This is a genomic window from Bacillus sp. D48C, from assembly GCF_053345735.1.
This window is the reverse complement of record NZ_JBKFAQ010000001.1, coordinates 656319-681484: the sequence shown is the minus strand read 5'-3', so window position 1 is coordinate 681484 and position 25166 is coordinate 656319. Positions and strand designations below refer to the sequence as shown.

At 35.4% G+C, this 25166-nt stretch carries 24 protein-coding genes and 1 pseudogene; 4 read left to right on the top strand and 21 right to left on the bottom strand.

Going from position 1 to position 25166, the window contains the following annotated elements; genetic code table 11:
* Nucleotides 1–9: 9 nt before the first annotated feature.
* The 6 genes from bfmBAA to ACLBXA_RS03665 form a co-directional block, all read right to left on the bottom strand.
* Nucleotides 10–1011 (bottom strand): 3-methyl-2-oxobutanoate dehydrogenase subunit alpha, encoded by a 1002-nt coding sequence (gene bfmBAA / locus ACLBXA_RS03690; RefSeq protein WP_000852551.1) that lies wholly within the window; start codon nt 1009–1011, stop codon nt 10–12.
* 27 nt (nt 1012–1038) lie between these two features.
* Entirely contained in the window at nt 1039–2460 is a 1422-nt protein-coding gene (gene lpdA, locus ACLBXA_RS03685; RefSeq protein ID WP_001051295.1) for a dihydrolipoyl dehydrogenase, read from the bottom strand.
* Nucleotides 2461–2464: 4 nt separating this feature from the next.
* Nucleotides 2465–3568: a butyrate kinase gene (gene buk / locus ACLBXA_RS03680; RefSeq protein WP_000115782.1), complete on the bottom strand. Its 1104-nt coding sequence runs from the start codon at nt 3566–3568 to the stop codon at nt 2465–2467.
* Nucleotides 3569–3655: 87 nt separating this feature from the next.
* Nucleotides 3656–4756 carry a leucine dehydrogenase gene (locus ACLBXA_RS03675; protein WP_000171355.1) on the bottom strand — a complete coding sequence of 367 codons (1101 nt, stop codon included), beginning with the start codon at nt 4754–4756 and terminating at the stop codon, nt 3656–3658.
* Between the two features lie 34 nt (nt 4757–4790).
* Complete coding sequence (gene yqiS, locus ACLBXA_RS03670) at nt 4791–5690, bottom strand: phosphate butyryltransferase (RefSeq protein ID WP_000764673.1); 900 nt, start codon at nt 5688–5690, stop codon at nt 4791–4793.
* 195 nt (nt 5691–5885) lie between these two features.
* On the bottom strand, nt 5886–7958 hold the full coding sequence (locus ACLBXA_RS03665) for a sigma-54 interaction domain-containing protein (protein ID WP_000810981.1): 2073 nt from the start codon (nt 7956–7958) through the stop codon (nt 5886–5888).
* Between the two features lie 136 nt (nt 7959–8094).
* Between ACLBXA_RS03665 and ACLBXA_RS03660 the strand changes: the two genes are divergently transcribed.
* Nucleotides 8095–8328 carry a DUF2627 domain-containing protein gene (locus ACLBXA_RS03660; protein ID WP_001190195.1) on the top strand — a complete coding sequence of 78 codons (234 nt, stop codon included), beginning with the start codon at nt 8095–8097 and terminating at the stop codon, nt 8326–8328.
* Between the two features lie 49 nt (nt 8329–8377).
* Here the strand turns inward: ACLBXA_RS03660 and ACLBXA_RS03655 are convergent, their stop codons facing one another.
* Complete coding sequence (locus tag ACLBXA_RS03655) at nt 8378–9106, bottom strand: glycerophosphodiester phosphodiesterase (protein WP_000172594.1); 729 nt, start codon at nt 9104–9106, stop codon at nt 8378–8380.
* Between the two features lie 50 nt (nt 9107–9156).
* Between ACLBXA_RS03655 and ACLBXA_RS03650 the strand changes: the two genes are divergently transcribed.
* Nucleotides 9157–9303 (top strand): YycC family protein, encoded by a 147-nt coding sequence (locus ACLBXA_RS03650; protein WP_001247671.1) that lies wholly within the window; start codon nt 9157–9159, stop codon nt 9301–9303.
* Between the two features lie 214 nt (nt 9304–9517).
* Here the strand turns inward: ACLBXA_RS03650 and ACLBXA_RS03645 are convergent, their stop codons facing one another.
* The 5 genes and pseudogenes from ACLBXA_RS03645 to ACLBXA_RS03625 form a co-directional block, all read right to left on the bottom strand.
* Nucleotides 9518–10081, bottom strand: a complete 564-nt coding sequence (locus tag ACLBXA_RS03645) for a PRK06770 family protein (protein WP_447617104.1) — start codon at nt 10079–10081, stop codon at nt 9518–9520.
* A gap of 253 nt (nt 10082–10334) precedes the next feature.
* Nucleotides 10335–10430: pseudogene (locus tag ACLBXA_RS03640) on the bottom strand (sporulation initiation factor Spo0A C-terminal domain-containing protein); the annotation flags it as partial.
* 171 nt (nt 10431–10601) lie between these two features.
* Entirely contained in the window at nt 10602–11381 is a 780-nt protein-coding gene (locus ACLBXA_RS03635) for a hypothetical protein (protein WP_003310453.1), read from the bottom strand.
* Between the two features lie 99 nt (nt 11382–11480).
* The gene (locus ACLBXA_RS03630; protein WP_000116558.1) at nt 11481–12842 is read right to left on the bottom strand and encodes an ATP-binding protein; all 1362 of its coding nucleotides are present in this window, start codon (nt 12840–12842) and stop codon (nt 11481–11483) included.
* Between the two features lie 92 nt (nt 12843–12934).
* Nucleotides 12935–13621, bottom strand: a complete 687-nt coding sequence (locus tag ACLBXA_RS03625; protein ID WP_447617103.1) for a sigma-70 family RNA polymerase sigma factor — start codon at nt 13619–13621, stop codon at nt 12935–12937.
* Between the two features lie 369 nt (nt 13622–13990).
* Between ACLBXA_RS03625 and ACLBXA_RS03620 the strand changes: the two genes are divergently transcribed.
* Nucleotides 13991–14809: a hypothetical protein gene (locus ACLBXA_RS03620; protein ID WP_000481461.1), complete on the top strand. Its 819-nt coding sequence runs from the start codon at nt 13991–13993 to the stop codon at nt 14807–14809.
* 38 nt (nt 14810–14847) lie between these two features.
* Here the strand turns inward: ACLBXA_RS03620 and ACLBXA_RS03615 are convergent, their stop codons facing one another.
* The gene (locus ACLBXA_RS03615; RefSeq protein ID WP_000163731.1) at nt 14848–15768 is read right to left on the bottom strand and encodes a hypothetical protein; all 921 of its coding nucleotides are present in this window, start codon (nt 15766–15768) and stop codon (nt 14848–14850) included.
* Nucleotides 15769–16832: 1064 nt separating this feature from the next.
* Between ACLBXA_RS03615 and ACLBXA_RS03610 the strand changes: the two genes are divergently transcribed.
* Entirely contained in the window at nt 16833–17408 is a 576-nt protein-coding gene (locus ACLBXA_RS03610) for a recombinase family protein (RefSeq protein WP_000583554.1), read from the top strand.
* A 327-nt stretch (nt 17409–17735) separates the two neighbouring features.
* Here ACLBXA_RS03610 and ACLBXA_RS03605 read toward each other — a convergent pair whose 3' ends face one another.
* From ACLBXA_RS03605 to spo0A, 8 genes are all read right to left on the bottom strand, one after another.
* The gene (locus tag ACLBXA_RS03605; RefSeq protein WP_000431210.1) at nt 17736–18008 is read right to left on the bottom strand and encodes a hypothetical protein; all 273 of its coding nucleotides are present in this window, start codon (nt 18006–18008) and stop codon (nt 17736–17738) included.
* A gap of 12 nt (nt 18009–18020) precedes the next feature.
* On the bottom strand, nt 18021–18650 hold the full coding sequence (locus ACLBXA_RS03600) for a hypothetical protein (RefSeq protein ID WP_447617102.1): 630 nt from the start codon (nt 18648–18650) through the stop codon (nt 18021–18023).
* Between the two features lie 14 nt (nt 18651–18664).
* A complete protein-coding gene (locus tag ACLBXA_RS03595) occupies nt 18665–19042 on the bottom strand; it encodes a phBC6A51 family helix-turn-helix protein (RefSeq protein WP_000038768.1) in 378 nt (125 codons plus the stop codon).
* Nucleotides 19035–19310, bottom strand: coding sequence for a helix-turn-helix domain-containing protein (locus ACLBXA_RS03590; RefSeq protein ID WP_000429760.1), 276 nt, complete (start codon nt 19308–19310; stop codon nt 19035–19037). Before ACLBXA_RS03590 ends, ACLBXA_RS03595 begins: the two co-directional genes overlap by 8 nt.
* A gap of 1498 nt (nt 19311–20808) precedes the next feature.
* Nucleotides 20809–21495, bottom strand: coding sequence for a hypothetical protein (locus ACLBXA_RS03585; RefSeq protein WP_000824600.1), 687 nt, complete (start codon nt 21493–21495; stop codon nt 20809–20811).
* Between the two features lie 18 nt (nt 21496–21513).
* On the bottom strand, nt 21514–22323 hold the full coding sequence (locus tag ACLBXA_RS03580) for an abortive infection family protein (protein ID WP_000073984.1): 810 nt from the start codon (nt 22321–22323) through the stop codon (nt 21514–21516).
* Between the two features lie 757 nt (nt 22324–23080).
* Nucleotides 23081–24052, bottom strand: coding sequence for a tyrosine-type recombinase/integrase (locus ACLBXA_RS03575; RefSeq protein WP_001058887.1), 972 nt, complete (start codon nt 24050–24052; stop codon nt 23081–23083).
* A gap of 165 nt (nt 24053–24217) precedes the next feature.
* Nucleotides 24218–25012 (bottom strand): sporulation transcription factor Spo0A, encoded by a 795-nt coding sequence (gene spo0A, locus ACLBXA_RS03570; protein WP_014894889.1) that lies wholly within the window; start codon nt 25010–25012, stop codon nt 24218–24220.
* Nucleotides 25013–25166: the final 154 nt, after the last annotated feature.

The following is a 25166-nucleotide window of genomic DNA, read 5'->3' as shown; positions in this document are numbered from 1 at the left end:
CGTTCCCCCCTATTCTGCGTATACGTGCTTCAATGCATCTTCAGGTGCTGCATACGGAGCATTTTCTGCATATTCTGTTGCTTCATTTACGATATGCATAATTTCGTCTAACATTTGTTTTTCCGATTCCTCAGTTAACACACCAGCTTCTTTTAAATAAGCCGCGAATGTTATAATTGAATCTTTTTTCTTTGCTTCTTCTACTTCTTCTTTATCACGATAAACACGATCATCATCGTCACTAGAATGTGCTGTTAAACGATATGATACTGTTTCAATTAAAGTTGGGCCTTCACCACGACGACCGCGATCTGCTGCTTCTTTTACAGCTTTATATACTGCAAGCGGATCGTTTCCGTCTATTGTATATCCAGGCATACCATAACCAATTGCACGATCTGATACGTTTTTACATGCTAATTGTTTTTCAACCGGAATAGAGATTGCATATTTGTTATTTTCACACATAAAAATAACAGGTAGTTTGTGTACACCAGCAAAGTTTGCCCCTTCATGGAAGTCACCTTGGTTTGAAGAACCTTCTCCAAATGTAACGAACGTTACTAAATCTTTCTTCTCCATTTTTCCAGCTAGTGCAATACCAACTGCATGTGGTACTTGCGTTGTTACTGGAGATGAACCTGTAACAATACGATTTTTCTTTTGACCGAAGTGACCAGGCATTTGACGACCACCAGAGTTTGGATCTCCAGCTTTCGCGAAAGCAGACAACATAAGCTCTTTAGCTGTCATACCAAATGCTAGTACAACACCCATATCACGATAGTATGGTAATGCATAATCTTTCTCTCTATCAAGAGCGAACGCCGCTCCAACTTGTGCAGCCTCTTGTCCTTGACAAGAAATTACGAATGGAATTTTACCAGCGCGGTTTAATAACCACATACGTTCGTCGATTTTACGTGCAAGTAACATCGTACGGAACATTTCTAATACTTGCTCATCACTTAAGCCAAGCTCTTCATGGCGCTTTTCTTTTACTTCTGCCATTTTTCATAACCTCCTAAATCCACATTTTTATGCGTGTAACGCTCTTCCATCTACAGCAAGTGCTGCTTCACCAATCGCCTCAGATAATGATGGATGCGGATGAATTGTATGTGCTACTTCCCAAGGTGTTGCATCAAGTACTCTTGCAAGACCAGCTTCAGAAATCATATCTGTTACATGTGGTCCAATCATATGAACACCAAGAATGTCATTTGTCTCTTCATCAACTACAAGTTTTACGAAACCATCTGATTCTCCGTATACAAGTGCTTTTCCGATTGCGCGGAATGAGAACTTACCTACTTTTAACTTATAGCCTTTTTCTTTCGCTTCTTGTTCTGTTAAGCCAACAGAAGCAACTTCTGGACTGCTATATACGCATTTTGATACCATAGAGTAATCAATTGGTGTAACTTCTTTCCCTGCAATATGTTCTACTGCAGCAATTCCTTCATGAGAAGCAACGTGAGCAAGTTGCAAACCACCGATTACATCTCCAATTGCGTAAATATGCGATTCTTTCGTTTGATAAAACTCATTTGTTTGAATGTATCCTTTTTCCACAACGATATCTGTGTTCTCTAAGCCAATATTTTGCGTATTCGCTTGTCTTCCAACAGATACAAGCATTTTTTCAGCTTTAAATTCTTTATTCTCACCGTTATGTTCAGCTTGGATTGTTACTCCATTATCTTTTACCAATGTTTCTGGTAATACTTTTGCACCAGTTACCACTTTAATACCTTTTTTCTTGAATAGACGTTGCATTTCTTTTGAAACGTCTTGATCTTCTAGTGGTAATATCGTTTTTGCATACTCTAATACTGTAACTTCTACACCGAAGTCAGCAAGCATAGATGCCCACTCAATACCGATTACACCGCCACCAACGATAATAATCGAACTAGGAAGCGTTTCCATTTTTAGGGCATGATCCGAAGACATTACGTATTCTCCATCTAATTCTAAACCTGGTAATGAATTTGGACGAGAACCTGTTGCAACAAGTACATTTTTTGGAATTAACATTTCATTCTCTTCTCCACTTGCAAGTTCAACTGAAATTGTCCCTGGCATAGGAGAGAAAATAGACGGGCCAAGAATACGACCAATACCTTCAAACACATCAATTTTACCTTGTTTCATTAAATGTTGAACGCCTTTATGAAGCTGCGTTACAATCTTCTCTTTACGCTCTTGTACTTTCGCAAAGTTTAGTTCTACATTGCTTGCAATAACTCCGAACTCTTCGCTTTTTTTAGCAGTTGCATATACTTCCGCACTACGTAAAAGAGCTTTACTAGGAATACATCCTTTGTGTAAACAAGTACCACCAAGATTTTCTTTTTCGACTAGTGCTGTTTTTAATCCTAATTGTGATGCACGAATTGCAGCAACATATCCACCAGTACCGCCGCCAACGATGACTAAATCATATTCTTTTGCCATTATCTCAACCCCTAGCTACCGTTTCTTTTTCACGTACAACGTATTCTTTTGGAGCTTCTTCTTCACGTAACACACGAAGTGCTCCTTCTGCTAACGCTTCTAACTCATCTTCGCCTGGATGTACGATAACATCTGCAATCCAGTCCACTCGCTCTTTTATTTCATCGACAAGAATTTTACTGTATGCCAGTCCACCAGTTAATACGATTGCATCGATTTTCCCGTGAAGTACAGCGCTAGCTCCGCCAATCTCTTTTGCAACTTGATATGCCATTGCCTTATAAATAAGAGTTGCTTCAGGATCACCTTTTTCAACCATTTTCTCTACTTTAATCGCATCATTTGTACCGATTAAACTTACAAGTCCACCTTGTCCGACAAGTTTTTTAATCATTTCATCACGGTAATACTCACCAGAGAAACACATTTCTACTAGTTGCCCTACTGGTACTGTACCAGCGCGCTCTGGACTAAATGGTCCTTCTCCGTTTAAACCGTTATTCACATCGACTACTCTTCCTTTTTTATGAGCACCAACTGTAATGCCACCGCCCATATGTGTAACTAATAAATTTAAATCCTCGTATTTGTGATTTAACTGTTCAGCTACTTTACGAGCAACTGCTTTTTGATTTAATGCATGGAAGATACTTTTGCGTTCCATACCAGCAATGCCACTTATACGAGCAACCGGCTCCATCTCATCTACAACGACAGGATCCACAATGAATGCAGGGATATTTAATCCAGAAGCAATTTCATATGCCAAAATGCCTCCAAGGTTTGAAGCGTGATGACCGCTAAAGCCATTTTTCAAATCTTCTAACATCGCATCGTTTACTGTATAAGTACCGCCTTCGATTGGACGAAGTAATCCACCACGTCCACAAACAGCGTTTAATTTTGAAATGTTAATACCATGAGAATGTAGAACTTCTAAAATCGTTTCTTTTCGAAACTCATATTGGTCGATAATTCGCTTATATTTTCCAATCTGTTCTACGTCATGACGAATCGTTTCTTCTAGAACGGGTCTTTCATTATCAAAAACACCAATTTTTGTGGATGTACTACCTGGGTTAATAACAAGAATTCGATTTACAGACAATGTTGCTACCTCCACTAATAAATTCAAAAGGAAGCGGAAACCTCATAAGAGGTAACCACACCTTTTGTAAAAGTTATATATGAATGATTAGCGACGGCTAATAATATCGTGACCGTTGCGTAAGTAAGTGCTACGAGAATTTTTCAAGCTTGCAATGCGCTCTTCAGCTAGACGATCTGCCGCTACATAAGTTGCTATGCCATCGCGTTTTGAAATTTCGATTACTTTTGCAATCGTGTCATAAATAGACTCAACACGTTTTAGTGCACGTTCTCTATTGTATCCATATAATTCGTCTGCTACGTTAATTACGCCACCTGCATTAATTACATAATCTGGTGCGTATACAATACCCATTTCATGAATGATGTCACCGTGACGATCTTCTTTTAATTGGTTATTTGCAGAACCTGCGATTACTTTTGCTTTAAGTTGTGGAATAGTTTCATCATTAACTGTTGCGCCTAATGCACATGGTGCGTAAATATCGCATTCAACACCGTAAATTTCATTTGGTTCAACTGCTGATGCACCGAATTCTTCTACAGCACGTTGTACAGCTTCTTTATTAATATCTGTAACGATTAATTTTGCTCCTTCAGCGTGTAAATGTTTGCATAGATGATATGCTACGTTACCAACGCCTTGAACAGCAATTACTTTTCCTTCTAAATTGTCAGTACCGAAAGCTTCTTTTGCAGCTGCTTTCATACCACGATAAACACCGTATGCAGTTACTGGAGATGGGTTACCAGAAGAACCGAATGATGGTGAGATACCTGTTACAAAGTCAGTTTCTTCGTGGATAATATCCATATCATCTACTGTTGTACCAACATCTTCAGCTGTAATGTATCGTCCGTTTAGTCCTTGGATATAACGTCCTAGTGCACGGAACATTGCTTCACTCTTATCTTTACGAGGATCACCGATAATTACTGTTTTCGCACCACCTAAGTTTAAACCAGCTGCTGCGTTTTTGTATGTCATCCCTTTTGCAAGACGCAATGCATCTTCAATCGCCGCTTCTTCAGAATCATATGTCCACATTCTTGTTCCACCAAGAGCCGGTCCAAGTGTTGTATCATGAATTGCAATAATTGCTTTTAAACCAGATTCTTTATCTTGACAAAATACCACTTGCTCATAATCATATTTTTCTAAGTATTCGAAGATTTCTAATGTCATTGTCGTTTCCCCCTAATGTTTTACCCTTTTTGGTTTATTTTGAAGCAGTCGCAACTGCCAATGCTAATGAATATACTTTTGTTTCTGCTGAATCAGCACGAGATGTTAAAACAATCGGTGCTTTTGCGCCAGCAATCATTGCTCCTACTTTTGCATCCGCAAAGTATACGAGTGATTTATATAGCACATTTCCAGCTTCAATCGTTGGGACGAGTAAAATATCTGCCTTACCTGCTACATCACTTACTATGCCTTTATGCTCTGCTGCAATTTGTGATACTGCATTATCTAAAGCAAGTGGTCCATCAACGATACAATCTTTAATTTGTCCGCGGCGATTCATTTGTGTTAACATCGCTGCATCAATTGTCGCCTGCATCGCTGGATTCACAACTTCTACTGCTGCAATTGGTGCCACTTTTGGCAAGTCGATTCCTATTGCCTGGGCAACTTCTACAGTATTTTGTATAATAGCAGCTTTTTGTGTTACATCAGGTGCGATGTTCATCGCTGCATCTGTAACGAAAATAAGACGATCATAATTTGGAACTTCAAATGCTGCTACATGTGAAAGTACGCTACCTTTACGTAGGCCCCACTCTTTGTTTAACACAGCCTTCAAAATATTCGCTGTTGGGATGTTCCCCTTCATAAGCACGTCTGCCTCACCATTTCTCACAGCTTTAACAGAAAGTTCTGCAGCCTCTGCATTAGACATTGCTGCAATCACTTCAACATGTTCTGAAGTTTGTAAACCATGTTCTTGTAGCATCCCCATTATTTTTTCTTGATTTCCATATAGACGAAATTGAGCTAGCTGTAATTTAATTGCTTTCGCTACAGCTTCAATTACTTCATGATCTTCAGCTACTGCTACAGCTACAGTTTTTTTAGGCTGTCCCGCTGCTTGATCAATTAAGTATTCTAACTTCATATTTTGTAATCAACCCTTTCCGTCGTCCCTCGTCTATTTATAAAGCAAATACCGTGCCAACTTTTAAAAGTGGTCTTACCAATAATGAAAACGCATTCAAAATGCAGTAAAATCAATACTTTGGAAAATAACAAAAGATTCTGTCTTATTTTGTCGCTTTTTGTATACCATGCAATAAATTGCACAGTACGCAATTTATTGCATGCTATTTTTTGCATGGTCATACTTTTCTAGCTTATAATATAAATTTCGTACGGAAATTCCTAACGCTTTTGCAGTTTGTGTTTTATTCCCATCAAATCTCTCCAAATATTCATGAATAATATTCCCTTCAAACTCTGTCACTAAATGTTCAAGTGGCTTTTCTTCTAATTCAGGTAATAAATGAGATTGCTTTGACTCCACCTGCTCTTCGTTATGTAATGGTGGTAAATGTTGTACATCAATATATATCTCGTTATAATTCATAAAAATAATCGCTCGTCCTAAAATATTTTCAAGTTCTCTCACATTCCCTGGCCATTCGTATGATTGTAAATATAAAATAGCTGAATCAGTGAGCCCTTCTACATTACGACCATAATCTTGATTAATTTTTTGAATCAACCTGTCCGCAATTTTCGGTATATCTCCTTTACGTTGACGAAGAGATGGAATTTGAATTGGAATTTTATTTAATCGATAATATAAATCCTCCCTAAACTTCCCTTCTAGAATAGCCTTTTCTAAATTCACATGTGTCGCTGCAATTACTCGAACATTAATAGGTATCGCTTTCGTTCCACCAACTTTTACAATTTCTTTTTCCTGCAATACACGAAGGAGTTTCGCTTGTGTATTTGCAGATAACTCCCCTATTTCATCTAAAAAAATACTACCGTTATTCGCTTCCTCAAAGAACCCACGTTTCCCGCCTCTTTTCGCTCCAGAAAACGCCCCTTCCTCATAACCAAATAATTCACTTTCTAACAACGTCTCCGAAATGGCCGCACAGTTTACACGGACGAACTTATTGTATTTTCGATTACTTCCATTATGGATTGCATGGGCAAACAATTCTTTACCAGTCCCAGATTCACCGCGTAACAGTACCGTTGCCGGTGTATTCGCTCCTAGCTTCGCCTGTTCGATAGCTGCAGTTGTTTCATCTGAATTTCCGACAATATCATCAAAAGAATATTTCGCTTCTAATGTGCGAATGATTTGCCTCGCTCTATTCAATTCATTTGTTAACTTTTGAATTTCCGACACGTCACGGATAACGCCGACGCTTCCTTTCAATATTCCATCCACAATAACTGGCGCTACGTTTACAATTACATCGCGCTTTTTTTGCCCAATCTTCATATGTATTCCGCGCACCGCACGACGCGTTCGAAGTACTTTCATATGCATACTTTCGCCTTCTACAATATCAGTTGTAGCAGGCTTCCCAATAATATCTTCTTCTGTTAAACCCGTTAATTTCGTATATGCCGGGTTAATGACTAAACCTCTTCCTTTTTCATCCACAACCGAAATCGCTTCTTCAGATGAGTTAATAATCGCCTCTAATAGTGTTTGAATTTCTTTTAAGTCTGTAACTTCTTCCGCTAAATCTACAACTTCTGTTATATCTTTAAAAATTGCAAATGCCCCTTGTACCTCTCCGCCCTCTTTTAATATCGGTATACGCGTTGTAATAATTTTCTTTCCATTCTCTAATGTTAGTTCATAATTTACTTCTATTTGTTTCGTACGTATAATGCGAAGTAATTTACTAGTCGGAATAACTTCTAAAATATATTTTCCTATCGCCTCTTCTTTTTTATATCCGATAATACGCTCTGCACTTTTATTAAAAAGACGAACTTGTCCCTCTTGATCAATTACGATCATGCCGTCATGCGTAGAATTTAAAATTAATTCTCCTTGTTGCGTTTGTTCCTCTAACCGCCCAATTAACCCTTCCTTCTCATGCGCTAATCCTGTAACAATTTTTGCAATATCACCTGGTATAAGAAGAGTGTCTTTTTTCTTTTTTTCCAATAAAACTTTATGTACATCATCTTCACCTGTCATATCAAATATTACATCGATATGCATAGAAAGAAATGGAGTTACACTTTCTCCAATTGCAATTCCATATTCCTTAGCAATTTGTAATCCTTTTGCCAACGGATTTATATCAATAATCCCTATAATTTGAAATATATTCGAACTATATAACAGATTCAGCAGTGCGCTCCCGCCTTCACCTGCACCAACAATTAATACTTTTTGTTTCATATATTACACTTCCTCTCGAAGTAACTCTGCAAATTTTTTCACACCCTTATCTTACTCGTTCAACCCCCTCTTGACAAACCCCCTTTTCATATAACATCATTAAAATAAACAAAATAATCTGAAAAGGAGCGTTTATATGCAGCGTTACCTTGCTCTATCATTAGCACTCATCCCTATTTCATTAGCTGTGTTTGGTATAAAGTTAATGAGAGATACTGTATTCGGGATTCTATTTCCACCAATCTCTATACTGTGGTTACAATTTTTAATCGGCGCTCTCTGCTTCGGGCTCGGGTTTTATATTTTTGGTGGCTTCGTCGTACACCGAGATCGTAAACGAAATAAAGTACAAGCTCGCTTCAGAAGATAGGAATGCCCCACTATTTATAAATAAAAAAATGAGACCGTTACACGCGGTCTCATTTTTTTATCGGCAATAACGTTCTTGCCGTTTCAGGGTAATCAGTAATAATCGCCGATATATTCATATCAAAATATTTACGCATAAGCGTTTCTTCATTAATTGTATAAGGGCGAACCTCTACACCACTTTCCATCGTTAGTTCAGCAATAGCATCTTGAAGGTAACGATAATTCGGATGTACTGCTGTAGCCCCCATTTTTTTCGCGTATGCCCACGGACTATGCAAACCTTCGCGATATAAAATTGCAGTTTGAATATCAGGAGCCATCATATGGCACCGTTTCATACTGTAGTGATTAAACGAAGAAAATACAACGCGATCCTCTAAACTAAATTTCCGTACAAGCGTTATAACTTCTTCCTCTAAACCTCTATATGGAATTTTATTATTTTTAAGTTCAATATTAAGTAGCAAACTCGTTTGTTCAAGCCACTCTAATACCTCTTCTAAAAGTGGTATTTTACAAAAACCTACTTTATCACCAAATTTATAACTTGCATCTAACTTACATAAGTCCTCATATACATAATTCCGAACCGCACCTTTTCCATTTGTAGTCCGGTCCACCGTTTCATCATGAATGACGACAACTTTTCCATCTTTCGTTAATTGAACATCAAGTTCAATTCCATCCGCTCTAAAAGACTCAGCCGCTTCAAATGAAAGCATTGTATTTTCTGGGTACGTTCCAGCCGCACCACGATGCGCAAATATAAGAGTCATCCTCACTCCCCCAATCTTATGCTATACTATACGAAAAAGGAGGTACTTCTATGAGACCATTGCAAATTTCTCCAGATACTGCAGTCCGCTTATCAAAAGCACTAGGTGTTCCACTTGAACAACTCATGCATATGCCGCAACACATTTTAATTCAAAAGCTAGTTGAATTAGAAAAACAAAATAAAGACGAAGAATAATACAGTCCTGTTTTGCAGGGCTTTTTATTATTTTCTATTATATCACGGATGACTTCCCTGCTAAAATCCTTTAACAGATGTGCTACGATGCGATTTAGCCGTTCCTTTATTATTTTTGTTACAAATCATAAAGAAAGCAGACTATTTATTTATAAGCCCCCCATTGCGTCCTTAAACACGATCATAAAAAACTAGAAGCCCTTTATATTATTTTTTATTGAACGTGCGGAGCATCCCCTGATTCGTATAGTTCTTTCGCTTTTTCCTCCCCGAATGTAGTTAAAATATAATGTTGCTCTTCTACCGCATCCACCGCTCTAGTTGCTTTACAAACGTTATCTTCTTGAACATCCGAGAAATAATTGTGATCTTCTACAATTTTACTAAAATCTTTTTGTGCCCATCTATTAGCAATTGCTAATAGCTCATTTTTCTTCGAAAAGCTACTCTTATTTATGATTTCTTTTAATTTTTTAGCATTATTTTGAATCATTGGGATAGAGCCCGATTTTCGTTCTGCCACCACTTTTTGATGAGTCATGCGATGCATCGCTGTAATGACTTCTCTTTCAGTAGAATTTTCAGTAACATACACATCAACAAAGACCCCATCTACCTCTCTACCTACTATTGTTTGGTCTTCTTTTTTATCTATTTGAGCGCTCACTTCTTTATCTACTGGATTATCGGCAAGTTCTAACATCCCAAATGTAACTGCAATAGCAAGAACTCCCATAGCTGCTACTATTCCTAGCCAAGTTGAAATTTTATTTTTCATTCCCCTTCCCCCTATCTATATCTATTTAATTGTCTTATAAAAAAACTCACTTACATGTAATATTACTAAAAATAGGTTTTATTTTCCATAATATCAAATAATCTCTTTTTCTAAACAAAATAAAAAAACCAACGAATTATAACATTCATTGGTCTTTCATTAAAAAGTTTATTAGTTTTAAAATTACTGTCGAGTATAGAGTTCCAGCATGCATCGGTTTTACTAAAACAAAAACCCTTTTCTACTTCTACTCTCAGCTAGCTTTATGTTCAAGTCTCAGCTTATCCGCAACCATTGCGATAAACTCAGAATTCGTAGGTTTTGCTTTTGACATGGATACTGTATAACCATCACTATATCAAGGCATTGTATATTTCATAACAATTATTAAAAACTTCTATTTATTGGTTAGAAGTGTAGAATTTATTGCTTATCTAAATTTAATTGTATCATCTATCCAAAATACCTTCAATACTAAACCAAGAATCAGCCTTCCTAACAAATGTTATTTTTTGTGTAGTTAATCCTTCATTTCCTTTTCCACATAATCTAATAGTTTACTTGCACTGACTTCTTCAATATCAAACCCTGTACTAGATTCAATTTTCTCAAAAATACTCTTACCCTGTTTTGTACTTATCTTTTTAGCACCGGAAGTACTAACATCATAATATAATTCTTGCTTTTCACCATAAATATCCTTATATTCCACTTTGCAATACGTTTTAAATTCACCTCCACCTATCTCGAAGTGGTAATTGCTTTTTTTTGCTTGTTTTTGTTCAAGGGGTTCCTTCAGTTTCGAAAATTCTCTTGTTACCTCGATTATCTTCTTGTTGTTTCCCTCTTTGAAGAATTTATTATCATACGTAACTATTTCCTTTTGCAAAGCCCCTGTTGTAAATCCAAAGTAATAATTTTTTATCGGAACTACGATATGCTTTTCTACGTCATCTTTACTATAATCCCATACACCAATATCAAAGAAAGTAAGCATCTTTGAATCAAACTCTTCCATTAGCCCACCTTCATTATGAATAGCTAAACTCTCTCTAATTGCAAAGCCATTTTCATCGGTTTCGTAATTCCCTTTAAAATTAATAAGAGGTCTTTTTTCAACTTTTGTAATTTCCATCTGTTGTTCCATAAGTTTATTTGTAGTACTTGTTATTACTACCGCACTAATAGAAACTAACAGTGCCATAACAGATATCATTACTTGACCTAGTTGATTTCTTGGCATAAAGGCCCAAATCGTTCGTTTATTCTTTGATTTCTTTCTGTTACTCAAATCTTTCATCTCCCATATATAATATCTAGAACTTATATAATAAGGAAGATATTATTTTTAAAAGCATTACACTTAAAAATCTATATGATTACACCTACACTTTACTATTTATATAAACTCCAAAGTAAAAGTATTTGGTAAATAATTACGCCCTACAACTTTTCCATTTATGATATCTTCAAAAAAATGTAATTTAACCTCAATTTCACCGTTATTTATATGTATTTCTTTAATACTTTCAGTAATAATTCGACAAACAAGCTGTGTATTCACTTGAATTAAAGTATTCAATATTTGTTCCTCAACGGTTAAATCACCATTCATCCTATCACTATTAGGACAGTACTCAAGTACTTTATAATATTGATTTTCTAAATGCACTTTAAAGTTATATAACTCTATATCATTCATATAATTTACGCAAGAATACAGATAACGATCATCTATATATTTATATTTCGGTTTGTTATTAGTAATACTCTGTATAGGAATTCTTTCCGAATGTAGCCATTCACTAAATGTCCTCATCCCCCCTGCTAATTGCCATAAGACATCACTAAAGAACTTATTTTTTTCACAATGAAACAAATCATCCTTATACTTCATTTTTTCAATAATACAATAGCTAACAAGCGGTTCTTGCCATATTGGATATTCCATATGTAATGTAGGTGTAAAGAAGTAATCTGATGGTAAATTAAATATTGTTGTCGCCCTTAAAATATGTTCTAAAGTAGGAAATAGCTTCCCCTCAAAATAATCATCTATACGATGATTTTCAAATCCTAAAAGTCTTGCAAATTCTAACTTATTATACTTAACTTGATGTCTATAAAGTTCATTCAACTTATAACCAAATTCGTTTGATGTAAAAACAAACTCTCCTTTAATATATTTTTCAAGTTTTATTGCTAGTGAATCCGAACGTTCCTTATTACGTTCTAATATCATTAAATCCGATTCTTTAAACTCATACTCGCCAGCATTGTTTATTCGATGCCCAATCTTTTCGAAATCTTCTCTATTGGCATTTACACTTCTCGTATTTCTTCTTACATAAATTGTATTCTCTTGAACAATTGCCTTTTTCGGTCCATTCAAAGTTTTCGGTGATACATTTATTTTATCACTTTCATGTATATACATAATTCCAAGAGTTAGTGCTTTGTCTTTTTGTTCATACTCAAAGTAGAATAGACTAAATCTTATCGAATATCCTAGCGTCGATTCAATTTTTTCTCCTAGATTCGCCTCATCTATTTCTTCTTCTATACCTACCAATTCAAGTGTTCTATCCTTTACCCCTAAAAGTAAATATCCACCACCACTATTAGAAAAGGCTAGTACATCTTTTACAAACGAATAAAAATTCTCTTTTGATTTCACATGTAAATCTTCTTTAAAATCCCACCGGTCATCTTCTCGTCCTGTTCCATACATTTCAAAAAATTGGTGTTTACTCACTGACACGATTATCTATACTCCCTCTCTGTAAAATTTCTCCTAATCTTAATATAACATGCAATCAAAAAATCATCGATTTATCTTCATTAAACAAATACCTAATTTCGCCAGTCAATCCCTTCTCTTAACCTCCGCTTTGCAGACTCAATGGTTCGTCTCACTTTCTCAGGATGATTCACACCATATAAACACCCTAAATCTCGATATGATAAATGTGGACTTTCTAAATATGTTGTTATTAAATCCACTTCAATATCACTACAATACTGTTTAATCAGGAGTTTAATTTCTACATCGCCCTCAATACGAAACGACGAATCAATCTTTTCTAAATCCGCCATAAGGTCAACATTTTGATGATTAGCCTTTCTCTTATCCGTCGTTAATTTCGATTTTACTAGGTTGCAACCTGTACATTCTAATGACTTTCTGATTTTTTCATACAAATAATACTCATCATTCCATGAATGTTCTTGGCAAACATGCCATAACTTCTCCCAAAATACGCTTTCGAAATCATCTCGAAAAATCCGTTTGTTTTTCCATGCATTTTCAAATTTATTAAGAGTAGATCGCATCAAAAACCTTATTAAATAATCATTAAATATGATATAGAAAGCATCTTCTCCTTTTTCCAATCGAAGCATTGCATACTTATCCCACGCCTTTTCTACCGCAAGCACCTGCTTTACTTTTTTATCATCATAAATTCGCTTTATTCGTTCCAACTTATCTTCCTGATGTATTTGAATATGCGTTTTCTTTTCTTTTTTGTATAATCTCATGTTGCTGCCCCCATAATTTTCAAAAATATTTTTAAGTTTGTTGTGACAAAACTACAAAAAATGTTGTATTTATAAATGTCTAAGACAGGAAAGAAACTACCTCTCTCTCTTTCTATTCCTCTCTATACGCACAAAACGTGACACTATATCGATAAAAATTATTTTTCATATGGAATGACGGCACTGAAACACAAAAAAGACAAGGCGTAATAACCTAGTTTTTTTGCATGCATTGTTTATGTAATAACATTTAAAATTTAAAAATTAGAATCAAAAATATTGATAAATACCAAAAATTTCTTTTTGTTAATCATTAAAATTGTTATAATATTTTATATAAATATTATAAAAAAGGACTGAACAAATGAAATGTTTAACGAATTATCTATTGAAACCATAAGTAAGTTTTCCCCCGTCATTGTAGCACTTTTAGGTGCCACTACAGCTGCTTTCATATACATCATTAATCAATTTATTAATGTAGCAACAACGAACGCACTTGACGGACGCTTTAAAGATAAATCTAATCAATTAAAACTGAAGTTTTGGTCTTATACAATAGGCATACTTATAGGAACTCTTGTATATATTATTTATAGCTTTCTCCTCTATCCGGCTTTACACGAATATCGGCACTCTATCTTATTCATTTTGAATGCTATTATATGGTTCTTATTATTTATATATTTCATTATTACCTTAATACCTATAAAACCATTTAAAAGTATAATTAAAACAAACTGGCATTTAAAAGTATTCATTTTTCATATATTAACTAGCATATTATTAATCTTCTCAATTTCATGTGAATATATTATAAACAAACAGTATTTAGCTTTCTTTTTGGATATACCACTTTTGGCTTTTGTATTTAGCCTACTATATTTCTTTATACTCCATAAAATCACTACCGCTAGAAATACAAAATACGAATATGATATTCAGCCTATTTCTGAAGAAACATTTAAGTCAGTAGCTAATTTAAAATATGATTATCAAATGGACGAAAATAGATTAGTCTTCTATAAAGAACTGGACTCGAATGAAAAATTATTCTACGTGTACGATTCTTCTTCTAAACTTTATATGGAATGTAAAAAATTAGCCGAAACAGAAGTGACGCCTGAACAAACACCAAAGCCCCGTAGGACTAGCATCACAATTAATATAGAAAGAAACTCTAATTAACTAAAAAACCGCGATTTCAGATCGCGGTTTTTTTGTCTTTAAGCATCTTTCAGGATATCGGAAACATCCACTCCACTACTCATACATATTCCCACCATTGCAGGAATAATGATTTCAAATTCTTCAGGACGGATGACACTTATATACGACGCCCTAGGGTTACCTCTTCTCGCGTTAGTTCTTCGAGACTTCAGATTAATTCCTTTCTCCAACTTATTTACAAGATGACTGCAAAGGTCTTGCCAACCTTTATTTGTCCCAATAGTACCGTGAATAACTACAGAATAACGATTAACAAGCTTGCGAAGAATCTTTTCAGGAGTTTTATACCGCATTTCTTCTTTTGCTAACGTTTTAATTACCGTTTTTTGTTCTTGTAACTTGTTTTCAATTTTAGTAATATGACGACTTTTAAAATCTATTAATTTTTCAGAAGCATGTGCTAGTGCGTTGATATCGCCCGACATAAATGCTTGTCCTATCGCCATTTGTAATTGTATCTCTTCATCAATATCCGCGACTTTAGCTTCACTTGTTGCTTTCTCTTCGATGTGTAACAATTGAGTTCGAACTTCTTTTGCAATTTCTGAATCGCGAAGTAACATACCAACGCGTAAGATTGCACGGCGTGGGAATACGTTTCCCCCCGCACGGCTAATACCTAATGCATTTAGTTCATTCAGTTTAGGCGTGAGATTACCTAACGCCTTAATTTCAGCATATTTCTTATAATGTAGCCCGTCCTGTTCTAGTTCGTCACGATGTTCTTTGATTAGTTGGCGTAGCGTATTTTGGTTTACTTCGTAAAAATCCGCAACTTGTTTCGTAGTTGCCATTTCTAAGTTAGGTAATAGTAGCAAGCCTTTCACCTTTTCCAGTACCTCTACACGGTTCATGTGAGATTCACGAACGTTAGCGTCAATAATAAATGTTTCTTGACTTGTAATTAATTTTGTCATAATAAAATTCCTCCGAAAGTATTTCTTGTTCTTATACTTTCTGTTCTTCCGTAGTCATAAGTTTCGTGACACTTATTTTTTGATTAATAGAAAGGAAGATTATTCATTCTTCCTCAATTTCTCTAACTTTTCTTTGCATACTATGAAGGCAACTCCTAAAAATACGAAGAACTATTACTAACATGAAAATTCCCAAACTCAATTAATTTTTTATTATAAAATTTATTTAACGTTTACTGATTGCTGGGATTCTCGTCTTCAACTGAAAAATATAGTGTGTATTATTGAAACGCCCTACATGGCAAACTAAGTACCCCCTCCCGCATGGCGGGAGGTCTTTACCTTTATTCGATTAAATTTACATATATATTTTGTATGGAACGGCTTCTTCAGGAAGGTTTGTAGATAAAGAAGTAATGAAAGAAGAATTGAATATTAATAATCAAAATGAATCAATTCAAGTAGAAAAATGATATGAAAACAAGAAAAGGTTTTGATACGAAGTTATGAAACAAAATCAATGTTGATTTAAAGGGATTCAGTAGCAGTGACAAATAATGTTTCATAAACGATGGAGTTATGGAACAGGTTAATAGTATTAGATAGTAATAGTTCTAATGTGGGATAAGATACGGGATAGTATTACGAGACGCAATCTGCCCAACGCTATGACGTATTACTTACGCTACGATTGATAGCAATAGATAGTAATGGAATACAGATGTAACCGTCCTGCCGTGCGGGTAGTATTCGTGCATAACAATAACCATCCCCTTTGGAATGGCAGGATTACAAACGATGTACGGGGGCGTTTAAATACATAGCCCCGCTTGAAGTGTACCGCCTTTTGATTTAGATAGCCCCCGTCTATGTGCGAAGTCCTTTTTAATCCTTGCGAATCCATAATGCACCGCCCCTTTAAATTTACCAAACGTCCATTATGGCAGGGGATTTCGGACACTATGTCCTTTGTTGATTCCATGCGGTTTACAACATCCATTTGACATGTCTGTTTTCTAGATATACAATTAGGATAGAAAAAAGGACACCGGGGGACATTTCATATGATTATTGGATACGCAAGGGTTAGTACGGTTGAACAGAATTTAGACGCACAATTAAAAGCACTGGAAGAAGCAGGTGCTACGGAAATATACCGAGATAAGAAGTCAGGAAAGGATATGCACCGTGAAGGATTGCAAGAAATGCTTTCTACGTTAAAAGCGGGGGACACTTTAGTCATTACAAAGATTGATAGAATCGCTAGAACGATTAAGGGCGGCATTTCATTAATTGAAGAACTAACCGCAAAAGGAATCAAATTACACATTCTTAATATGGGCTTATTCGACGGTTCTCCTACATCCAAGCTAATTATGAATGTTTTACTATCTGTTGCTGAATTCGAACGTGAGATAATGCTAGAAAGACAACGTGAGGGCATTGCAATTGCAAAGGCAAACGGCAAGTATAAGACGAAGCCGAAGAAGTACCACGATAACAATAAAGCTTTAAATACTGCTTTGGAAATGTTAGCGAATCGTAAATCAAACGGGTACACGGTTAAACAGATATGCGAAGAATATAATGTAACACGATCATCACTATACGCAATCGCAAAGGAGAGAGGGATTCTGTAAACAGAATTCCTTTTTTTGTGTCCATTTTCTGTTGTATACCTGACACCATAATTCACTTGTATCTATTCCCATCACCATTTTTTCGAAGCTATTAATATAACGTATAACCTCAACAATGACGTGGGTTCCCTCGTGATTCATTCACAAAGATGAAACTAATTTTAGTACGTATTTGGGACGATTTGTGGACGTTGATACCGTTTATTTAAACTTCATTATCCCCTTCACTACGACACCCTATCTTCCACTACGCGTTTTAGTTATTCATATAAACGAAAAAGAAGGACTAGAAACGTCCACTACAACGTCACTAGCCCTTTACAATTATTATTCTGTTGTTCCTGCATCTTCGGGTTGCTTATTTATATCGTAGCCCGCTTTAACAAGCAAGTGTGCCGGCACGGTTTTATTAAACGGATTACCTTCGTTAAACATTTCATAGAACGTCTTTCCCGTCTGTTTCATTGCAACGCCTTCAGCAACCTTCGCTTGTTCCTTCGCAAGCGAAGCCGCCGCGTCTTCTTCTTTTGTTGCTTCCTTCTTCAATTCTTCATACCCAACCATTATCAATTGTAATGGTGTTAGTTCTTGGTTTTCCATAATTATTTCCTCCTATTTCGTTTGCCCTTCGTATTGGATCGCGTAGTAGCCTAAACGCCCACCAAACGCCCCTTTGGAATCTTCGGTTGTTATAATTGGATGAAAAGTATTGTCATAGTTACGGTTCACATTAAATTCAAACGTACGACGTTTATAATGCGGAATAGGTTCTAATTCTAATCGCTGTTCAATCTGACCAAACTTAGTTAATTCACGGTCAACGTTACCCGCTGCGTCGCTATATTCAACAAGTAACTTCAAATAAGCTAGCTTCGCATCCTTTAACTTCGTCGCCATGTCTTCCTGTTCTTGCATTGCTTTCTTGAAAACCTTCTCACGGTCTGTTTCGACTTCCTCACGGATTCCTTCGAGTGCTTTCCCCAAAAGATTGTCCATATTACCTAGTACCTTTTGAACCTGTTTACGTTCTTCACAAACTTTGTTTAAGCTAGTTTTTAACTTCTCGTTCGGCTTACCATCTTCCATGATTGCCTTTTGGAAATCATTTTCTATTTCACTTTGCAAGAAACGTGCATCGTCATTTAATTGAACAATCTTCCCTTGTAGTTCCTTGCGTTTCGCTTCGTACTTCGCAATGATATTATCCGCTTTTTCTACACTATTTTTAAATAGTAGTCCCATAAATTTATATCCCCCTATTGTTTGAGTAACTCGTCAATTTGTGCTAGCAATTCTGGCGTCGTTTCTTTCGTAACGTTCATTTCTTGCTTTACGTTCACTTCCTCATTTTTCAACTTTCCAGTAACCTGCATAAACAATTTCGCATGTTGGAACGACCCTAGACGGGCTTTATCAATCACGGTTTCCATAATACTCTCAAAGGATTGTGATATGAGATTCTGACGCAATTCCTTTTCAATTTGCTGACCTTCTTCGCAATTTCTGTATCCGAACAAGGTCCTACGGTCGATACCGAATGACTCCGCAATACTGATGTAACTTTCTCCAGTTCGTTTTCTATAAAAAGCTTCTGCTACAAAATCCCTTTGTGTTGGTGTTAGCTTCTTACTCATTTGATGTGATACCCCCGTGTTTTTGGATTACATACAAGTTGATTACAAGTATTTCGTCTAAATCCAGTTCCATACTTTGTAATGCCCGTGTGATACGATAGTTCGATAATTGAGTTATGTTGCGACGCCCCGTTTCGAACTTATGAAGTAATGATTGTTTAACGCCGCTTATCTCCGCTAGTTCTCGACAAGATACACCTTTTAAGGAACGGAAGAATCGAATTGTTTTCCCGTGTAACATGATGTCTAATGCTTTATTGTTTTCCATGAAATGACCTCCGTTTTATATGTAGAATTTTGATTGTTTGAAATAGAAATAGGACGCCGAATAATCGACGCCCCGTTTTAGGTAGGAATATAACCCGATAGTTATAACTGAAATGATTGGCATTGGTCGGGAAGTCGTTAAGCTTTCCCTACCCTTATATCCTTCTAAAGCCCTTCGGTACAAGACGAATTAGACAAATTGGGATATTTATTTTCAAAAAAGAAAAGCTAGCGAAATAGATCGCTGGCTTCGAGAGAAATATGAAATTGATAATAAAGGAGAAAACGTAAGTGCTTCATAAAAAAAGAATCCCCCATAAGGGACTCCATCAAGTAGAACGTATGTCAAATAAAACTTACATCAAACATTAGAACGTTGCAAATCACCGAGATTGCGATTTCTAGCTGATTATCTTCGCTTTTATGTATGGTTTATTACTAATCGTCTTCTAGTCCTTTTTGTTATACCAATTTGCTATTAGTTTAAGTCCGATGGCTACGATCAGTACGATTGTTGATGCAATTCCAACATAATCCGATAATCCGGGGTTTTTAAAACTTGTTGTCGATGTCACCAAGATAAGAAACAACGTTAGAACAATGAATTCACTATCTTGTCTTAATGGCTTGATACTTACTCCTTCTGTCTTTCTGTTCACTTCTCCACCTTCTTACTTTAGTTTTTAATCTACACATCGTTTACACTCTATATTACCCTATTGTAGCTAGTGGTAGTTACTTATATTTTCCTCTAGCCATGGTTAGGTTAGTGGTCGAAATTCTTTTAAATCGTTTAAAAGATTTTATGCTGGCAAGTTTGTTAGGAAATCTGAATGACGTTTTGACATAGTAACCCCTGTTGAAAATTTACGAGGTTAAAACGCCCACTCATTCGTACTAGTTTAGATGCCGAGGTCTCGAATTGAGATTGGTTACATTGACGTCAAACGGTTATAGCTTATAAAACTACTATACCGCCCGTATATAGCTTATCGGCTTTATATTTCGCCGTACGGTGCGTTTCTCACACCCAACACCGTTTCTTCCGTTTCCTTTCGGATGATTCGCTATATAACCCGCATACCCTTGCAATGAAGCTTGTACAAGAATAACCGTGAATCAATGTCATGATCGCTGCTAACGTCTTGGTTATCATCGTTATTAGTGCTTACGTCCCATGGGCTTTCTTTATACAAGGCTTATTGGTTTATTCGTTCGGGAAGATACTAAATACTACTAGTTAATATTACGCAAGGTTTCATAATATATTGTTGCGTAGTATTAACTTCTTTCCTGTCTTATACATTAATAGATACAATATTTTTCGTTAGTTTGTCACATTAATTGATAACAAATTAAAAATTATTTATCTTGTATAATTGTAACTATACTGCCGTATCCCATTTACCAATGATAAACAATATTGTTTACACGACCTCTTTTATTAATACTGATAAAAAATTAATGCTATACACATACATCTTATAATCAATACTACCCTAGTTAAGCATTGCCCCTTCAAATTCACGTAATTCCTCTGAAACGGTTGTATCCAATTCATATACTTTTTTAATTAATATCCTATAAGACTCACTTATCAATTTTACAATCTCTTCTTTTTCCTCTGAGATACCCGACGAACTATCATCTAATAAGAAAACTGCCCGTGCACTAATACTATACGACCTCATCATTTCTATACACTGAATAGTAGTCTTATAAACTTCATTGTTAATCTGTAATGATTCTGCTATTAACTTAGATTCTAATTCTTGTCTTATTTCATCAAAGTTTTGTAATCGTTCCTTAAACTCTTCTATTTTTTTTGACGATTCCAAGTATTTTTTTGATATTGCCACATCAACCACAGCATGATGACACTCTGTAACACTTTCATTTAATTTACGTAAATATAAAATTTTCTCTATGATAGATTCTTTGTGTTCTTTTCCTTTTTTTTCATCATCTATCCTTCTTTGTTCATTAATTGTATATCTTACTCCTAACATTGTAAGTAATCCCGAAATTATCCCTCCTCCTAGCCCAGCAATAAGAGTTACAACATTAGTAATTACTTTTTCATCAAACTTTGAAAATAAAATTATGACGGTAGCCATCAATATACTTCCTAATATCCCTCCACCAATTCCACTTAAAAGACCTTCTTTATTCCATTTTCTTTTCATATTTCTATCTCCATCATCTTATTTTTTAACTACTAATGTATTTCGTTCTCTCTGATACTCATATGTATGAAATAAGAAAGTAACCAAAGTCTTAGTAGCATTAACAACTAATAACGCGTGATGTAGACTCAAGTTTGAATTATTTGAATGGGCATCCCCTACTTTATTTCGAATCATATTTAATCCATTAACCACATTAACTAATCCACTTATCACCTGTTTTAATGGGTTAGCTAAATTTTCATCACCGGAATCTAAATTTAAGCATTTTTGCACTTTCTTTAATAATGCCGGTAATTTTTCATTACCATCTACTTCTTCACCAGTAACATTAAATATAATTTCTTTAAAGACGCCTTCAATTAATCTCCGTGCCCTTGTTATAGCACCTGAGTAGTCTCCGTCGGCTATTCTTTTATCACATTGCTTTAAATCCTCTAATATATGTTCATATGTTAATTCTTTTGGTACATCGCACTTAATATAAATAAGTTTAACTTCTATATTTTTATTCTCTATGTAATCCATTACGGGATTAAACATTTCGCTAATCTCAAGTTGAATATCCACATAATCATAATTTCCCATATAAGCTATACCATGAAGGTGGTGAATAAATTCTTTGACGTCTCTACATTTTTTTATGGCTTCATGTATCTCCTCTTGCATCTCATCATAGATTCTCATAAGGATTTTTCTTGCTTTTTGATATTCACCATTACTTAAACGCCAGTTATAGTCAAATTCTCCTTTATTAGAATAACTCTCAATAGTTTCCATTAATCCACTTTTGCAATTATCTAAAATACTAAGACTATAATTACTCATCTTCTCCTCCAATATTTCCTTAATTATCCTCTCCTTATTGTATCATAGTTAGTTTTTAGATATTTTTTAATTTGTTTCAAAAACATAATTAAACGTATTGACATCAGCGGTCTGTCCTTCATCATGGGATGAGGGTACAGGACAACGGCTAGGGCACAGAATGACTACCTTACATTGCAAAAATAAAAAGTTAATGCGATATAAAGCAGACGTTCATTGTCACTTCTCATGGTCTATCGGGTTAAGGAATCCGTATAGTAACACCTCATTTGAACACTAGATTTTCACCTACAACGAACTTTTAACATGTCATGCTTGTCCATCATGCCGAAAGACTTAGGAAAGGAATTGTACTGCTGACATATCCTTAATTACTCGTAACCTAATGTTACCTTTCTTATTCGTTGCTACCTGTACCGTAGTACACCAAGCAACCACCAAACTGATTATGTGCGTTCTCCACATAGACTAGACACAAGCAAACGAGGAAAGCTTCTAACGTGCCTACGAACCCCATTTTCTGACGTTGGCTGGTTCTCACCTGTTCAAGTGTTTAGCGTGGTGTTAGGTCATTCCCACGTTCGGAAATTACCTCCGTAGTTCCTTAAAAAGACAATAAGAAACTAAACCTCTTGTACACCGATTTTAAAAAATGGTATAATACAAGGGCTAAATGAAGGATTATCCGTTATTTAGTTTTAAAACATAACTTTTAACTTTGAGTCACCTATTGCAGTAGGTGACTTTTTTCTTTGGCTTAAAATTTCATACTTGCTAATGGCGAATGACGTTGGTATTTATTTTTAATTTCATCATCAGTAAAGTCTAAATACGCCCTTTGCGTTACTTCTACCGATGAGTGACCTAATACCCTAGACAAGCTAAACCAATCACCACCATTAAGAACGTAATACTTTGCAAAGTTATTTCTTAATTGGTGAGGTGTAAAATGTATACCTACCTTTTTACCAATGCTTCTAATACTCGCCTCGAAATTATTAACGTTCAACATTGTCCCTCTTATCGTAGGAAACAAATACTCTGCATCACTAAATCTATCCTTATACTTCAACCAACGCTTTAGATCGCTAGCCATGATATTAGAAAAATACACATAGCGTTGTTTCTTATTTTTTGGATTCGTAATTAGGATACTTTTATTTTTTATATCTAGGTCTTCGGCTTGCATACTACAACATTCTCCTGCACGTATACCTGTATCTAAAATAAGTTTAATCATGACGTAACTTCTAAGCCCATGGAATGTACTTATATCGATTGAGTATAATACTTTCTTTATTTCATCTACCGATAACAATATCTTTTGTTTCCGTTGCGGCTTAATCGATTCAATTTTAGATACCGGATTCTTAACGATATCCTCTTCAGCTTCTAAAAAGTTGAAAAACACCTTAATATTACGAAGGTAATTAGCAATTGTTGTTTCACTAATGGTCTTTCCATAATCTGTTCTACGTGTTGGATAATTAATTTGTTCACTAGCCGTATTAGATGTAAATGTGTATTTACCACGTTCCCGTAAATATTTAATATATGTCCGAATATGAAGAGGTTTTACCTTATCAACATCCGTAATCTTTAGTTCTTTTTCTAAATATGAAGCAAATAACTTCAACGTTTGGTCATACGACCGAATTGTTTTTCTACTTAGATGCTTTGCATCACAATGAAGTAAAAAGTTTTCAACATTCATCTGAAAGTTATTCATACAACAAAAAAACCTCCTAACTATTGGAATCAAAATTTCAATCCAATAAATAGAAGGTTTTTAAATTAACCGCCAATTACCTATGTACTTTATTGCCTACATACGTAATTCTTTGGTTATTAAATTTTATTATGAAATACGCTTAACACCTTGATACTACAGCGTTTACGAAGCCTTATGTTCAAGTCTCAACTTATCCGCAACCATTGCGATAAACTCAGAATTCGTAGGTTTTGCTTTTGACATGGATACTGTATAACCGAATAAGGACGAAATAGAATCAATATTCCCACGGCTCCACGCTACTTCAATCGCGTGACGAATTGCGCGCTCCACACGGCTTGCTGTTGTATTATATTTCTTTGCGATATCTGGATACAATACTTTCGTAATCGATCCTAATAATTCGATATCGTTGTATACCATGGAGATTGCTTCTCGTAAATACATATATCCTTTAATATGAGCGGGTACACCAATTTCATGAATGATACTCGTAATACTCGCATCTAAGTTTTTCGGTTTTCCATCTACTGTTGTTGCTGATCGGAATGATGGTAGTGGACGTTTAATCATAGCGTTTGCTTTACCACTCACTTGACGAATATGACTCGTTAAATTCTCCATATCAAATGGTTTTAATATGAAATATGAGGCACCTAAGTCAACTGCTTTTTTCGTCACATCTTCTTGCCCGAATGCTGTCAACATAATTACGCTAGGCTGTTTTAACCTTTCAATATGTCGCATTTTTTCCAATACAGCTAAACCATCTAAGTGTGGCATAATAATGTCTAAAACGAGTACATCAGGTTGCTTATCTGCTAATAAGTTTAAACACTCTTGACCATTATAAGCAGTACCGATTACTTCCATATCATCTTGAGCAGCTACATAGCTCTCTAACATTGATACTAGTTCTTTATTATCATCCACAAGACATACTTTAATTTTCTCCACAGCTTTTCCTCCCTTACCGAATCGATTCTCCGACATGTGTATCCTTCTAGGCTACATGAATTGTTCGACAATTGTGTGAAAATTCCCTTTTAAAGTTTCTTACTTTCCGATAAAATCACAAAAAAATATGTTTATCGTTCATTTATTCCCTTTC

Coding starts and splice junctions, on each gene's coding strand:
- bfmBAA (WP_000852551.1), bottom strand. CDS start 1,011: ATGGCAGAAGTAAAAGAAAAGCGCCATGAAGAGCTTGGCTTAAGTGAT.
- lpdA (WP_001051295.1), bottom strand. CDS start 2,460: ATGGCAAAAGAATATGATTTAGTCATCGTTGGCGGCGGTACTGGTGGA.
- ACLBXA_RS03675 (WP_000171355.1), bottom strand. CDS start 4,756: ATGACATTAGAAATCTTCGAATACTTAGAAAAATATGATTATGAGCAA.
- yqiS (WP_000764673.1), bottom strand. CDS start 5,690: ATGAAGTTAGAATACTTAATTGATCAAGCAGCGGGACAGCCTAAAAAA.
- ACLBXA_RS03665 (WP_000810981.1), bottom strand. CDS start 7,958: ATGAAACAAAAAGTATTAATTGTTGGTGCAGGTGAAGGCGGGAGCGCA.
- ACLBXA_RS03660 (WP_001190195.1), top strand. CDS start 8,095: ATGCAGCGTTACCTTGCTCTATCATTAGCACTCATCCCTATTTCATTA.
- ACLBXA_RS03655 (WP_000172594.1), bottom strand. CDS start 9,106: ATGACTCTTATATTTGCGCATCGTGGTGCGGCTGGAACGTACCCAGAA.
- ACLBXA_RS03650 (WP_001247671.1), top strand. CDS start 9,157: ATGAGACCATTGCAAATTTCTCCAGATACTGCAGTCCGCTTATCAAAA.
- ACLBXA_RS03645 (WP_447617104.1), bottom strand. CDS start 10,081: ATGAAAAATAAAATTTCAACTTGGCTAGGAATAGTAGCAGCTATGGGA.
- ACLBXA_RS03635 (WP_003310453.1), bottom strand. CDS start 11,381: ATGAAAGATTTGAGTAACAGAAAGAAATCAAAGAATAAACGAACGATT.
- ACLBXA_RS03625 (WP_447617103.1), bottom strand. CDS start 13,621: ATGAGATTATACAAAAAAGAAAAGAAAACGCATATTCAAATACATCAG.
- ACLBXA_RS03620 (WP_000481461.1), top strand. CDS start 13,991: ATGTTTAACGAATTATCTATTGAAACCATAAGTAAGTTTTCCCCCGTC.
- ACLBXA_RS03615 (WP_000163731.1), bottom strand. CDS start 15,768: ATGACAAAATTAATTACAAGTCAAGAAACATTTATTATTGACGCTAAC.
- ACLBXA_RS03610 (WP_000583554.1), top strand. CDS start 16,833: ATGATTATTGGATACGCAAGGGTTAGTACGGTTGAACAGAATTTAGAC.
- ACLBXA_RS03605 (WP_000431210.1), bottom strand. CDS start 18,008: ATGGAAAACCAAGAACTAACACCATTACAATTGATAATGGTTGGGTAT.
- ACLBXA_RS03600 (WP_447617102.1), bottom strand. CDS start 18,650: ATGGGACTACTATTTAAAAATAGTGTAGAAAAAGCGGATAATATCATT.
- ACLBXA_RS03595 (WP_000038768.1), bottom strand. CDS start 19,042: ATGAGTAAGAAGCTAACACCAACACAAAGGGATTTTGTAGCAGAAGCT.
- ACLBXA_RS03590 (WP_000429760.1), bottom strand. CDS start 19,310: ATGGAAAACAATAAAGCATTAGACATCATGTTACACGGGAAAACAATT.
- ACLBXA_RS03585 (WP_000824600.1), bottom strand. CDS start 21,495: ATGAAAAGAAAATGGAATAAAGAAGGTCTTTTAAGTGGAATTGGTGGA.
- ACLBXA_RS03580 (WP_000073984.1), bottom strand. CDS start 22,323: ATGAGTAATTATAGTCTTAGTATTTTAGATAATTGCAAAAGTGGATTA.
- ACLBXA_RS03575 (WP_001058887.1), bottom strand. CDS start 24,052: ATGAATAACTTTCAGATGAATGTTGAAAACTTTTTACTTCATTGTGAT.